The 13,630-nt window shown below is 67.1% G+C and carries 11 protein-coding genes; 1 reads left to right on the top strand and 10 read right to left on the bottom strand.

Going from position 1 to position 13,630, the window contains the following annotated elements; genetic code table 11:
* Window positions 1-35: 35 nt before the first annotated feature.
* The 3 genes from tssC to tssH form a co-directional block, all read right to left on the bottom strand.
* On the bottom strand, window positions 36-1,532 hold the full coding sequence (tssC, locus tag M2165_RS20605; protein WP_280816444.1) for a type VI secretion system contractile sheath large subunit: 1,497 nt from the start codon (window positions 1,530-1,532) through the stop codon (window positions 36-38).
* 34 nt (window positions 1,533-1,566) lie between these two features.
* The gene (gene tssB / locus M2165_RS20600) at window positions 1,567-2,097 is read right to left on the bottom strand and encodes a type VI secretion system contractile sheath small subunit (protein WP_280816443.1); all 531 of its coding nucleotides are present in this window, start codon (window positions 2,095-2,097) and stop codon (window positions 1,567-1,569) included.
* Window positions 2,098-2,159: 62 nt separating this feature from the next.
* Window positions 2,160-4,808 (bottom strand): type VI secretion system ATPase TssH, encoded by a 2,649-nt coding sequence (tssH, locus tag M2165_RS20595; protein WP_280816442.1) that lies wholly within the window; start codon window positions 4,806-4,808, stop codon window positions 2,160-2,162.
* Between the two features lie 312 nt (window positions 4,809-5,120).
* On the opposite strand from tssH, the gene tssJ reads away from it, so the two are divergent.
* Window positions 5,121-5,843 carry a type VI secretion system lipoprotein TssJ gene (gene tssJ, locus M2165_RS20590; protein WP_280816441.1) on the top strand — a complete coding sequence of 241 codons (723 nt, stop codon included), beginning with the start codon at window positions 5,121-5,123 and terminating at the stop codon, window positions 5,841-5,843.
* Between the two features lie 186 nt (window positions 5,844-6,029).
* On the opposite strand, the gene M2165_RS20585 is transcribed toward tssJ, so the two are convergent.
* From M2165_RS20585 to M2165_RS20555, 7 genes are all read right to left on the bottom strand, one after another.
* Complete coding sequence (locus M2165_RS20585) at window positions 6,030-7,565, bottom strand: malonyl-CoA synthase (RefSeq protein WP_280816440.1); 1,536 nt, start codon at window positions 7,563-7,565, stop codon at window positions 6,030-6,032.
* 11 nt (window positions 7,566-7,576) lie between these two features.
* Window positions 7,577-8,356: an enoyl-CoA hydratase/isomerase family protein gene (locus tag M2165_RS20580; protein WP_280816439.1), complete on the bottom strand. Its 780-nt coding sequence runs from the start codon at window positions 8,354-8,356 to the stop codon at window positions 7,577-7,579.
* Window positions 8,356-9,345: a tripartite tricarboxylate transporter substrate binding protein gene (locus tag M2165_RS20575; protein WP_280816438.1), complete on the bottom strand. Its 990-nt coding sequence runs from the start codon at window positions 9,343-9,345 to the stop codon at window positions 8,356-8,358. The genes M2165_RS20580 and M2165_RS20575 overlap by 1 nt, the downstream gene beginning before the upstream one ends.
* 76 nt (window positions 9,346-9,421) lie before the next feature.
* The gene (locus M2165_RS20570) at window positions 9,422-10,894 is read right to left on the bottom strand and encodes a malonyl-CoA decarboxylase (protein WP_280816437.1); all 1,473 of its coding nucleotides are present in this window, start codon (window positions 10,892-10,894) and stop codon (window positions 9,422-9,424) included.
* A 52-nt stretch (window positions 10,895-10,946) separates the two neighbouring features.
* Window positions 10,947-11,615, bottom strand: a complete 669-nt coding sequence (locus M2165_RS20565) for a GntR family transcriptional regulator (protein WP_280816436.1) — start codon at window positions 11,613-11,615, stop codon at window positions 10,947-10,949.
* A 136-nt stretch (window positions 11,616-11,751) separates the two neighbouring features.
* On the bottom strand, window positions 11,752-12,573 hold the full coding sequence (gene lgt / locus M2165_RS20560) for a prolipoprotein diacylglyceryl transferase (RefSeq protein ID WP_280817587.1): 822 nt from the start codon (window positions 12,571-12,573) through the stop codon (window positions 11,752-11,754).
* A gap of 84 nt (window positions 12,574-12,657) precedes the next feature.
* Window positions 12,658-13,614: a LysR family transcriptional regulator gene (locus tag M2165_RS20555; protein ID WP_280816435.1), complete on the bottom strand. Its 957-nt coding sequence runs from the start codon at window positions 13,612-13,614 to the stop codon at window positions 12,658-12,660.
* Between the last annotated feature and the right edge of the window lie 16 nt (window positions 13,615-13,630).

Here is a 13,630-nt window from a genome sequence, read left to right as displayed (position 1 = left end):
TCCTCGGTGGCTAGGGAACGAAGATGCGCCGAACGCTACGCGGCTTCCTTGAGCGAAGGCAGCTTGGCGACCAGGCGCAACGAGACCGTCAGTCCTTCGAGCTGGAAGTGCGGACGCAGGAAGAACTTGGCGCTGTAGAAGCCGGGGTTGCCTTCGATGTCCTCGACCACCACCTCGGCCGCGGCGAGCGGACGCTTCGCCTTGGTCTCCTGCGACGAATTGGCCGGATCGGCATCGACGTAATGCATGATCCATTCGTTGAGCCAGCGCTGCATGTCGTCACGTTCCTTGAACGAGCCGATCTTGTCGCGCACGATGCATTTGAGGTAGTGCGCGAAGCGCGTGCTGGCGAAGAGATACGGCAGACGCGCCGAAAGATTGGCATTGGCCGTGGCGTCCGGATCCATGTACTCCTGCGGCTTCTGCAGCGACTGCGCGCCGATGAACGCCGCATGGTCCGTGTTCTTGCGATGCACCAGCGGAATCAGGCCGGCCTTGGCGAGCTCGGCTTCGCGGCGGTCGGAGATGGCGATCTCAGTGGGGCACTTCATGTCGAAGCCGCCATCGTCCGTCGGGAAGGTGTGACATGGCAGGTTCTCGACGGTCCCGCCCGATTCGACCCCGCGGATCATGGTGCACCAGCCGTGGAGCTTGAAGCTGCGGTTGATGTTCACGGCCATGGCATAGGCCGCGTTGTTCCAGACATAGTTCCTGTGATCGGCGCCGTCGGTCTCCTCCTCGAAGTCGAACTCGTCCACGGGGTTGGTCTTCACGCCGTAGGGAAGGCGCGCCAGAAAGCGCGGCATTGCGAGACCGACGTAGCGCGAGTCCTCGGTGTTGCGCAGCGAGTTCCACGGCGCGTGCTCGAGGTTCGACGTGATCTTCGCAAGATCGCGCGGATTGGCGAGCTCCTGCCACGACTCCATGCCCATCAGCGAAGGTCCCGCGGCCGCGATGAACGGCGCGTGCGAGGCGGCGGCGATCTTCGCGATGGCGCCGAGAAGCTCGACGTCGGCCGGCGTGTGATCGAAGAAATAATCGGCCACGAGGCAGCCGTAGGGCTCACCTCCCAGCTGGCCGTACTCCTCTTCGTAGACGCGCTTGAAGATCGGGCTCTGGTCCCAGGCAATGCCCTTGTGCCGGCGCATGGTGCGGCGCATCTCGTCCTTGGAGATGTCCATGAAGCGGATCTTGAGCTTCTCGTCGGTCTCCGTGTTATAGACGAGGTGGTGCATGCCGCGCCAGGCCGCTTCGACCTTCTGGAAGTCCTCCTTGTGGAGCACGAGGTTGATCTGCTCCGACAGCTTGCGGTCGATCTCCGCGATGATCGCTTCGATGCTGCTGTAGGCGTCGTCGGTCATGGTGGCGGCGTTCACGAGCGCCTGTTCGGCGAGCGTGCGCACGGCCGCTTCGACCGCACCGCGGGCTTCGTCGGTCTTGGGCTTGAACTCCTTGTCGAGCAGCGAGGAGAAGTCGCCCGCATCGATGTACTGGATGGCGGCTGCCGAGGTTTCCGTGCTGTGGGGTGTCATGTGCAGGTCCTTGAGATGAGTGGGTGTGCCGCCCTCAGGCGACGGTGGCGCCGTCCGCAGCGGCGGATTGCGGCTTCGGGCTGGCCGCCAACGACTTCATGAGCGCCGGATCCTGCAGAAGCTTGTTGACCAGGCTCTCGGCACCGGCCTTGCCGTCCATGTAGGTCTGGAGATTCGCCAGTTGCGTGCGCGCTTCGAGCAGGCGGGCAAGCGGCTCGACCTTGCGTGCGATCGCGGCGGGCGAGAAGTCGTCGATGCTCTCGAAAGTGATGTCGACCATGAGCTGGCCCTCGCCCGACAGCGTGTTCGGCACCGAAAACGCAACGCGCGGCTGGATGGCCTTCATGCGCTCGTCGAAGTTATCGATGTCGATGTCGAGGAACTTGCGCTCGCCCACCGGAGGCAGCGGCTCGACGGGCTTGCCCGACAGATCGGCGAGCACGCCCATCACGAAGGGCAGCTCGATCTTCTTCTCCGAGCCATAGATTTCGACGTCGTACTCGATCTGTACGCGCGGTGCCCGATTGCGGGCGATGAACTTCTGACTGCTGTTGTTGATGGCCATGAAAACTCCCGTACTTAACAAATGAACTCAAAGGGCCGAGGCGCAAGCCTCGACGGGGAACGTCACGCGTACTCGGTGTGGCATGCGATTTCGCTCTTTTCGGGGTCGACGCCGACTTCGATGCGTGCGATGGTGCGTTGGCACTGCAATGCGTCGAGCCACTGCCGCGACAACACGGGCAGCAGGTGCTGCTCGATGAATCCGATCAGGCGCCGAGCCCCCGTTTCGTGCGTGCCGCCGTTTGCAATGACATGTGCCACGAGGGCGGGCGAGTAGCTCAGGCCGATGCCGTGCAGTTCGCGCATCCGCATGGCCACGCGCTCGAGGTGCAGGGAGACGATGCGGTCGAGCGAGGCTTCGGCGAGCGGCAGGTACGGCACCACCGACAGGCGCCCGAGGAAGGCGGCCGGGAACACCTGGCGCAGCACGGGCTGCAGCGTTTCGCGCAGCGCCGCGACGCCGGGAATCAGTGCCGGGTCTTCGCAAAGCGAAGCGATCAGCTCGGAACCGGTGTTGCTGGTCAGCAGAATGATGGTGTTGCGGAAGTCGATGCGGCGCCCTTCGCCGTCTTCCATCCAGCCCTTGTCGAACACCTGGTAGAAGATCTCGTGAACGTCGGAGTGCGCCTTTTCGACCTCATCGAGCAGGACCACGCTGTAGGGTTTGCGGCGCACGGCCTCGGTCAGCACGCCGCCTTCGCCGTAGCCCACATAACCCGGTGGCGAGCCCTTGAGGGTCGACACGGTGTGCGGCTCCTGGAACTCGCTCATGTTGATGGTGATCAGGTTCTGCTCGCCGCCGTACATGGCCTCGGCCAGTGCCAATGCGGTCTCGGTCTTGCCGACGCCGGAAGGACCGACGAGCAGAAAGACACCCACGGGCTTGCCGGGGTCGGTGAGCTGTGCCCGGGCGGTCTGCACCCGCTCGGTGATGGCCGCGAGGGCCTCGCGTTGTCCGATGACGCGGCGCTCCAGCGTGCGCTGGAGTTCGAACACCGCGGCGACCTCGTCGCGCACCATCCGGCCCACCGGGATGCCGGTCCAGTCCGCCACGATCGCCGCCACCACCGATTCGTCGACCTGCGGGAAGACCAGCGGGGCCTCCTGCTGACGGGCGATCAGCTGCCGCTCCAGCGCAGCAAGGTCCGAAGCGGACTCGGCAGCAGAAGCCCGTTGCTCGCGCAGCGTCAGGATCTGCCGGACCAGTGCCAGTTCCTCTTCCCAGCGGCGTTCCTGTTCCGCCTGCTCGCGCGTCGCGATGACCAGCGCGTCTCTTGCCGCAATCAGACGCAGAGCGCGCGCGTGGCTGCCCTGCGTCACGGCGCCCTCTTCTCCGAGCAGCGCCAGTTCGGTGTTCAGCCCGGCGACGCGCTGGCGAGCATGGGCGACCGGCGACGGCGGCGCATGCAGCGACATGGCCACCCGCGCGCATGCGGTGTCGAGCAGGCTGATGGCCTTGTCAGGCAGTTGCCGCGCCGGAATGTAGCGGTGCGACAGCACCACCGCGGCGCGCACCGCCTCGTCGAGCACCGTGACGCCGTGGTGCGCCTTGAAGGTGGCCACGAGGCCGCGCACCATCTCGATCGCCGACAGTTCCTGCGGCTCGAGCACCTGCAGCACCTGGAAGCGGCGGGTCAGCGCCGGATCCTTTTCGATGTGCTTCTTGTATTCGCTCCAGGTGGTGGCCCCCACGGTCCGGAGCGTGCCGCGTGCCAGCGCCGGCTTCAACAGATTGGCGGCGTCGCCGGTGCCCGCCTGCCCGCCCGCACCGACCAGGGTGTGGACCTCGTCCACGAACAGAATGACCGGCTGCGGAGACTTTGCTGCCTCTTCGAGCAGCGCCTTGAGGCGGGATTCGAACTCGCCGCGCATGCTGGCGCCGGCCAGCAGCGCGCCGACGTCCAAACTCAGCAACCGGACCTCGCGGAGCGCCGGCGGAACTTCGCCCCGCGCAATGGCGCAGGCCAGACCTTCGACCACCGCCGTCTTGCCGACGCCGGCTTCGCCGGTGAGCAGCGGGTTGTTCTGGCGCCTGCGCAGCAGAATGTCGACCATCGTGCGGATCTCGTGCGCGCGGCCGATGACGGGGTCGATGCCGCCGCTTCGCGCGAGGGCCGTGAGGTCGGTGCAGTACCGCGCCAGGGCGGACCTGTCTTCGGTTTGCCCCCCCATGGCACCACTGCCCTCGCCGGGCAGCGCGGCGGCGAGACCGGAGCCGTCATGGGCCCCCTCGCCGTCCTCGGCCGAACCCGCGACGATGGCCTGCAGCACGGCCTCGAGTCCGTCGGCGGGAAGCTTCTGGAACTGCGTGGAGATGCCCAGCAGCACGCGGCGCAGTTCAGGATCGCCGGCCACCGCGGTCATCAGCCAAGCGCCACGCACGCTGTTGCCGCCAAATCCGATGGTCCCGAGCACCCATGCGCGCTCCACCGCCTGTTCGATGTGGCGCGAGAAATCATTGATGGACGTCGCGCCGGCCGGCAAGGCGCCCAAGGCAACGGTGAAATCGCGCCCGAGGCTCCCGGGGTCGATGCCGACATGGCGGCAGATGCGGTGCAGGTCGCTGTCGTTCAGCTGCCAGAGCTGATGCAACCAGTGCACCAGCTCCACATAGGAATTGCCACGCAGCTTGGCAAACGCGGTGGCGGATTCGAGGGCCCGGAACAGCGTCAGATTGAGCTTGCCGAACAAGGCGCGGCGCGAAAAGCTCATGGAGCGCACCGGGGCATTGCATTGCACACTGGCCCGATGAGACCTTTTGTCGGTTCGCTCAACACGCATCCCTCATTTCTTACTTCTTCTCGAAGCTTTATGAACGACGCGTATTCTCGAACTGCCGCGATAAATGGCACGCCAACTAGTTCTCAAACCGCACGTTAATTTTTCGAGATTCCGGCTTCGGCGAATTCCAAAGCCCGCGCCCGTGGCGCAAACGCTTAATCTCGTCCGGGTCACGCACAATCATTGATGGGGAGTTCCATGCCAGAGCCATTCGCCGTGCCAGCACGGTCAAACCAGGGGCCGTTGGCCCGGACCGCGAAGCATCGGAAAGAGAGACATCCTGCCAAGCCATGGCAGCTGGCCGCGCTGCTTCCGCTGGCACTGAGCGGATGCAGCGTGTTGAGCGGGGGCGGCGACGCTCCACCGCAAAAGGAGCCGGCCAAGCTCGACATCGCGATCAAGGCTGGGGCCGACCTGAACGTCGACATCAAGGGGCGCGGCAACCCGATGCTGCTGCGGGTCTACGAACTGAAGTCGGAGGTCGCCTTCCAGGAAGCCGACTTCTTTGCCCTGCAAAAAACAGACAAGGCGGCGCTCGGGGCCGACCTGCTGGCGGTCGACCAGTTCATCATCCGGCCCGGCGAAACGCGCAAGATCACGAGGAAGTCAAACCCCGAAACCACGGCGATCGGCGTCTTCGCGGGCTACCGCGATCTTCCGAATGCGACCTGGCGCGTGGTCCACAAGATGCAGCCGGCCGCGGAAAAGAGCTGGTACCGCCTGGTCATGCCTTCCCACAAGGCCAAGCTCATGATCGACCTGCAGAAGAACGCCATCGTCATGACCGACCTGGAAACCGGCGATCGACCGGTGCAGTACGCCAATGAATCGCTGAAGGAACTCGAGCCGAAGGCGGTGGACGATACGGTGCGCCCGATCGGCGAGGCCGCCTCCGGCGTTCTGCAGGAGATGCCGAAGGTGCCGGAAAAACAGCCGGCCGACTCCATCAAATCATTGGTCAAATGATGAATCAGCTGGCAGCTTTAAAGCGTTCACTTTTCTGAAACAATCGCGTGCAGCGCACGAAATTCACAAATCAGAATCAAAGAAGAAAAATAGAAGGCGGTCAAAATGAATCTCAAGACTCTTGCCAAGAATTGACAATCACCTCCAAGTCTTCAATTCACCCCGCAATAGGCGCCGCACCCGCTTTCAAGCAAACAGTGATTTGTGCTGCTCCCGCAGCAACGCCTTTTGCACCTTCCCCATCGCATTGCGCGGCAGTTCATTCACGATGAAACAGCGCTTCGGGATCTTGAAGTTCGCGAGCCTGGATTTCAGTTCCGCGATGATGGCGTCCGCGTCGAGCGCGGCGCCCGGCTTGGGGATGACGATCGCCACGCCGACCTCGCCGAAGTCGGGGTGCGGCACGCCGACGACTGCACTCTCGGCCACGCCGGGCAGTTCGTTGATGTAGCCCTCGATCTCGGCGGGGTACACGTTGTAGCCGCCGCTGATGATCAGGTCCTTGCTGCGGCCGACGATGGTGATGTAGCCGCGGCCGTCGATCTTGCCGACGTCGCCAGTCTTGAAGAAGCCGTCGGCGGTGAACTCTTCCTTCGTCTTTTCGGGCATGCGCCAGTAGCCCGCGAACACGTTGGGCCCGCTGACCTCGATGTTGCCGATCTCGTCGGTCAGGCACTCGCGTCCCGCGTCGTCGCGCACGCGCAGCTGCACGCCGGGCAGCGCGAAGCCGACGGTGCCGCCGCGCCGCTCGCCCTGCGCGGGGCTGTAGGGGTTGGAGGTGAGCATGACGGTCTCGCTCATGCCATAGCGCTCGAGGATGGTATGGCCCGTGCGTTCGCGCCACTCGTCGAAGGTCTCGATCAGGAGCGGCGCGGAGCCTGCGACGAAGAGCCGCATGTTGCGCACCGCTTCGCGCGTGAGCCCGGGCTCGGCGAGCAGCCGCACGTAGAGCGTGGGCACGCCCATGAACACGGTCGCCTCCGCCAGCTTCTCGACCACGCGACGGGGGTCGAACTTCGCGAGCCAGATGATCTTGCTGCCGTTGAGCAGCGCGCCGTGCAATGCAACGAAGAGCCCGTGCACATGGAAGATCGGCAGCGCGTGGATCAGCACGTCGCCATCGGTCCAGCCCCAGTAGTCCTTGAGCACCTCGGCGTTCGAGAGCAGGTTGCCGTGCGTGAGCATCGCGCCCTTGCTGCGGCCGGTGGTTCCGCTGGTGTAGAGGATCGCGGCCAGGTCGTCGGGATTCTTGTGGGCCACCGTGTGCACGTCGCTGCACTGCGCGGCGACTTCGAGCAGCGTGCCGGTGCGGTCGTCGTCGAGCGTGAACACGTGGCGCGTGCCGGCGGCATTCGCGATGGGACCGACCCAGGCGGCGTTGCGGCTGGTGCACACGACCACGGCCGGTTCGGCGTTGCCGACGAAGTATTCGATCTCGGCGCTCTGGTAGGCGGTGTTGAGCGGCAGGAACACATAGCCGGCGCGCAGCGTGGCGAGGTACAGGATCATCGCCTCGACCGATTTCTCGACCTGCACCGCAATCCGGGCGCCCTCCTCCAGGCCCAGCGCGTCGAGCAGGTTCGCGATCATCGCGCTGGCGCGGTCGATGTCGCGCCAGGAATAGAACAGGCCGCTGTCGGTTTCCACCGCGATGCTGTCGAGGTCTGCGGGAAAGGCCGCGCGCAGGGCGGCGAACAGGTTGGGGTTGGCTTTCGTCTTCATTGGGCAGTACTTCAGAAATTCGGGGTGCGCTTGGCAAGGAAGGCATCGATGCCCTCGCGGTGCTCGGCGGAATCGGCATAGTCGTAGGCGGTGGCGAGCAGCGCGGGCATCGCAGGCGCTGCGGCCCTGAGCATCGCGAAGGTGCGCTTGTGCATGCGCGCGGCCTGGGGCGCGAGCGCGGCGATGCGCACGGCGTGCGCCTGCGCGGCGGCATGCAGCGTGTCGTCGGGCAGCACCTGCAGCAGGAAGCCGGCCTCGTAGAGCCGCTGGGCACCATGCACCCCGGCGGCCAGAAGCATGTCGCGCGCCAGCACGTCGCCGATCGCGCCGTGCACCAGCGCGGCCTCGCGCGGTGCCATGGGAAAGCCGAGCTTGGCGATCGGCGCGCCGAACTTCGCGGAACCGCCCGCCAGCCGGATGTCGCAGCAGCTCGCGATCTCGAGGCCCGCGCCCATGCAGGCGCCGTCGATGCGCGCGACGACGGGCACCGGGCAATCGAGCATCGCCTGCAGCGCCGCCCAGACCTCGTTCTCGTGGAATTCACGCAGGCTGGCTTCTTCGAAGCGGAACGCGGGGTATTCGGAGATGTCGCCGCCCGCGCAGAACGCGCCGCCCTCTCCGCCCACCACCACGCAGCGCAGATCGGTGCCGGTGGGCCGGCCGGCCTCCTCGAAGGCCGCACGCAGTTCGCGCCACATGGCGCGGGTCATCGCGTTCAGACGCCCGGCGTTCGACAGCGTGACGAACGCGACGGCGCCTTCGCGGCGCACAGCGACCGAGCCGGCGCCCATCACTCGAGCTTGGCGCCCGAAGCCTTGACCACCGCAGCCCAGCGCTTGATCTCCGAGTTCACGAAGCCGCCGTAGGAAGCCATCGTGAGGTTCGGGATCTCGGAGCCGTTCTGGCCCCAGATGGCCTTGAGCTCGTCGGTGGCGAGCGCCTTCTTCATGTCGTCGACGATGCGCGCCTGCACGTCGGCCGGCGTGCCCTTAGGCGCCCACAGGCCGTACCAGGTGGTGACGGTGTAGTCCGGAAGGCCGACCTCGGCCGCACAGGGCACGTCGGGGAACGCGGGGTTGCGCTTGCTGCCCGCGACCATCAGGGCCTTGATGCGCCCGCCCTTGATGTGCTGGGCGGAAGAACCGAGGCCGTCGAACATCAGATCGACGTTGCCGGCGATCAGGTCGGACAGCGCCGGACCGGCCCCGCGGTACGGGATGTGGGTGATGAAGGTGCCGGTCTGCAGCTTGAAGAGCTCGCCCGCGAGATGGTGCGAGGTGCCGGCGCCGGCCGAGCCGTAGTTGAGCTTGCCGGGATTGCGCTTGGCGGCGGCGACGAACTCCTGCAGCGTGTTGGCCGTGACGCGGCGCGGATTGACCACCACCACCTGCGGCACGTTGGCCAGCAGCATCAGGGGCACGAAGTCTTTCTCCAGGTCGTAGTCGAGCTTGGGGTAGATCGACGGCGCGATCGCATGGTGCACCGCGCCCATGAAAAGCGTGTAGCCGTCACCCTGCGCCTTCGACGCGATGCTCGCGCCGACCGTGCCGCCGGCGCCGCCGCGGTTGTCGATGACCAGCGTCTGCCCGGCGATCTTCGCGAACTGGGCCGAGAGCGGCCGCGCGAAGGCGTCGGTGCCGCCGCCGGCCGGAAACGGCACGACCATGTTCACCGGCCGGTTGGGCCAGCCACCTCCCTGCGCACGCACGCCGCCGCACAGGGCGGCTGCACCGGCCGCGGCCAGGCGCAGCACGTCGCGTCGTTGAAAACTCTGAGTCATCTGTCATCTCCTGTCGTTGTGGATTGCCGCGCCATGCGGCCGCCGGTGCCTCGCGCACCGGACTTCTTTTCAGAACTCAGCCTTTTTTGAAGAACAGGCTTTCGACGTCTCCCGAAACTGCCACCTTGCCCTCGGCCAGCCACGCGCGGTGCTTGTCGAGCCGCTTCAGATCGTAGAGGTAATTGACCATCAGACCATAAGACTGTTTCAGTCCCTTGGGCGACGGATCGCCGGCCCAGTTGAGCCGCTCCACGCGCGCACCGTTGCCGAGGTGGAAGCGCGCGACCGGGTCGGCCGGCGTGCCATCGATCAGCGTGCGGCCCAGGTACTCGGCCGCGGCCTGCAGCAGCCATTGGCGCAGCGGCGACTTGGCGTCGAGCTCCGGCGCGGCCTCTACCGCGGCGAGCAGCCGCTCGGCGGTCGGCGGCAGCGAGCCGACGAGACGGCCGAGCTCGGCCTCGCGCTTCTCGTCGAGCCGGGGCAGCAGGTCCGCGGCATTCTTGGCGAGCCACGCGCGGAAGCCGGGAATCGGCGACAGCGTCGCGAAGGTCTTGAGGCGCGGCAGTTCGTCCTGCAGCGTCTCGACCACGCGCTTGATCAGCGAATCGCCGAAGCTCACGCCGCGCAGGCCGGTCTGCGTATTGCTGATCGAGTAGAAGATCGCGGTCGTGGCCCTGGCCGGCAGCATCGGCACCGCGGCCTCGTCGAGCAGCGGCGTGATGCCGTCGCTGATGCGGTCGACCAGCGCCACCTCGACGAAGATCAGCGGCTCGTTCGGCAGCCGCGGGTGGAAGAAGCCGTAGCAGCGGCGGTCGCTGTCGTCGAGCCGGTTCTTCACGTCGGTCCAGCTCTTGATGTCGTGCACCGCCTCGTAGCGGATCAGCTTCTCGATCAGCGAAGCCGGCGAATTCCAGTCGATGCGGCGCAGTTCGAGGAACGCCACGTCGAACCAGGTCGAGAACAGGTGTTCCAGCTCGGCATCGAGCGGCAGCAGCCGCTTGTCGGACTTGAGAAAGGGCAGCAGCTCGGCGCGCAGGTCGACCAGGAAGCGCATGCCCTCGGGCTCGACGGCGAAGCGCTGCAACAGGCGCATGCGCGGCGACACGAGCGCGCGTCGCAGGCGGAGCTCGGCCTGTCCCTCGTCCGGCGTGCCCACCGCGGCCTGGTGCTGGTCGCGCGCGGTCTTGAGCTTGTGGGGGTCGGCGGCGAAATGCTCGCTCATCAGCGCCCAGTAGTCGCGCCGTTCCTCGGGCGTGGCGGACGCGTACTCGCGCGCGATGGCATGCGCGCGCCGGCCGCCCTCGACCTCGCTCACGCGCGGATCGATGACCGCCTGCAGCGACGTGAGCACGCGGCGCAGCGCGCGCGGCGACAGCGCCTCGTCGGCCTTGCGCAGCGTGGCCTGCAGGCGCTCGGCGGTGGTGCGCTCGCAGGGCTTGGCGGCCGCCTTGGGCGCATTGCGCGTGGCACCTTCGGGCGCCACGGGCACCTTGCTGGCGGACTTCTCGCCGGCACGCAAACGCGCCTGGAACCATTCGGTCGCACTCATCGACAAACTCCAATGCTGCTGTGGGATGCGGAAAGGCCTCGGACCCCGCTGTTCATGACATCACCCTCGATTTCTGCTGCCGCGCCACTTCGCGCAGGGCCTCGCGCTGGCGCGTCAGGTGCGTGCGCATCGCGGCGTCCGCGCCCTCGCTGTCGCGTGCCTTGAGCGCCGCGAACACCGCCAGGTGCTCCGACAGGCTCTGCTCCAGCCGGCCCGGCGCATGCAGTTGCTGCAGCCGTGCGAGCTTGAGGATCTTGCGCAGATCGCCGATCACCTGCGCCAGCCACCGGTTGTCGGCCAGCTGGATGATCGCCTCGTGGATCAGGTGGTTGGTGGCGTAGTAGTCGTTGATCCGCTTGGCCTTGGCATGGCGCACCAGCCGCTCGTGCAGCACGTCGAGCTCGTTCAGTTCGGCATCGCTCGCGTTGCGGGCGGCCTCGTAGGCACAGCGGCCTTCGAGCAGCGCGATGACCGGAAAGATTTCGTCGAGGTCGCGCTCGGTCACCTCGCGCACGAAGCAGCCGCGCCGCGGCTCGTGGCGCAGCAGCCCCTCCGCGGTGAGCACCTTGAGCGCCTCGCGCAGCGGCGTGCGCGAGATCGAGAGCTTTTCGCACAGCGCGGCTTCGTCGAGGAAGCTGCCCGGCACCAGCGCGCCGGCGAAGATCTGCTCGCGCAGCGTGGCGGCGACTTCGTCGTGCAGGGAGTTGGGAACGAGGCGCATGAGGAGGAGCGGATGCCGGCTGGTGCGTGGCGTAATTTTCCGTAATTACGCGTAATTGTGAGCCGCTCCCCCGTCCGGCGCAAGGGCCCGCACGCCACAACGCGGCCCCGGGCTTACCCTCGGTAGCCGCTGCGCCTCAAGCGCGCGCCAGCGCGGGGCGCTTCGCAGCCCAGAGCCAGAGGCCGATGCCGAAGATCACCATCGGCACGCTGAGCCATTGGCCCTGGCTGAGGTTCAATGCACGCAGGCCGAGGAAATCGTCGGGCTCGCGGAAATACTCGGCCACGAAACGAAGCACGCCATAGCCGATGAGGAAGACCGCGGCCACCTGCCCTTCCTTGCGTTCCTTGCGCGCGTAGAGCCACATGATGACGAAGAGCAGCAGCCCTTCGAGCAGGAACTGGTAGACCTGGGAGGGATGGCGCGGCAGCATCGAGCCGCTCTGCGGAAACACCATGCCCCAGGGCAGCTGGGGGCTGCTGAACCGGCCCCAGAGTTCGCCGTTGATGAAGTTGCCGACGCGACCCGCCGCGAGGCCGGTCGGCACGCAGGGCGAAACGAAATCCATGACCTGCCAGAAGGGCCGCTGGCGCGAATGCCCGTACCAGAGCATCGCCCCGATGACGCCCAGCAGACCGCCATGGAAGCTCATGCCGCCCTGCCACACATAGAGGATCTCCAGCGGATGCGAGAGATAGAAGCCCGGCTTGTAGAACAGGCAGTAGCCGAGCCGGCCGCCGACGATGACGCCCATCACGCCGAGGAAGAGGATGTCCTCCACGTCCTTGCGCTGCCATGCCGCGGCGCCGGTCAGCGAGCGGTACGGCTCGTGCCGCAGCCGGCGCGTACCGAGGAAGTAGAACAGCGCGAAGGCCGCGAGGTAGGTCAGGCCGTACCAGTGGATGGCGACGGGCCCGAGTTGCAGGGCGACAGGGTTGATCTGCGGATACATGAGCATGCGCGGATTGTGCCCGCCCTGCGTGACGCGGCGCCGGCTGCGGGCCGCGAAGTCGGCGCGTGGCGTCATCGCCGTCCGCAGGCCTCAACGCTGCGTTTCGCCCCCATCCGCCACCTGCTCGCGCACGAAGGCGACGAAGCGCGCGAGCGCCGGGCTGGCGGTCTCCTGCGGCCACACGAGGCTGGTCTCGCCGATCGGCAGCGCGGGCGCGCCGCGGCGCCGCGCGGCCGGCGCGAATTCGGCGGCCCGGCGGTAGACCACGCCCGCGCGGCGGAACTGCGTGACGCTCTCGGGCACCCAGGCCACGCCGATCCCGCCCGAGACGAGGTTGACGATGGTCTGCATCTGGATCGCCTCCTGCGCGAGCCGCGGCACGCGGCCGGCCGCATGGTAGAGGTCGAAGATCGCGTCGTGCAGCGAAGGCACGATGCGGCGCGGAAAGATCACGAGCGGCTCCTCGAGCACCTGCGCGAGCTGCAGCTTCGCCGCCCGCGCGAGCGGATGGCGCGCCGGCAGCGCGAGCACCAGCGGCTCCTGCGACACCGCGAGCCGCGCCAGCCCCGGCGGCGCCGCGCCCGGCGAATGCAGCATCAGGCCGGCATCGATCTCGCCGCGCGCGAAGGCCTCGAGCTGGACGTCGCCCGTGGCCTCGACCAGTTCGAGCGCCACCTCGGGGCTGCGCAGGCGGAATTCGCGCACCCAGGCCGGCAGCTGCTCGAAGCCCACCGTCGAGACGAAGCCGATGCGCACCCGGCCCACCTGCCCCGCCGCGGCCGCACGCGCCCGGGCCGGCAAGGCCTGGGCCCGCACGAGCAGTTCGCGCACGTCGGGCAGCAGCGCCTCGCCCGCGGGCGTGAGCGCCACGCGACGGCGCGTGCGGTCGAACAGCACCACGCCGAGCGTCTTTTCGAGCTGCGCGATCGCCTGCGTGACCGGCGGCTGGGTCATGTGCAGGCGCGCGGCGGCCCGGCCGAAGTGCAGTTCTTCGGCGACGGCGAGGAACTGGCGCCAGCTGCGCAGGTCGATCTGGGACTCTTTCATATGCGAAGCATATCAA

It is taken from the genome of Variovorax sp. TBS-050B, assembly GCF_029893635.1.
GTDB lineage: Bacteria > Pseudomonadota > Gammaproteobacteria > Burkholderiales > Burkholderiaceae_C > Variovorax.
Note: the sequence above shows the minus strand (reverse complement) of the source record. Positions and strands in the feature narration are given on the sequence as shown.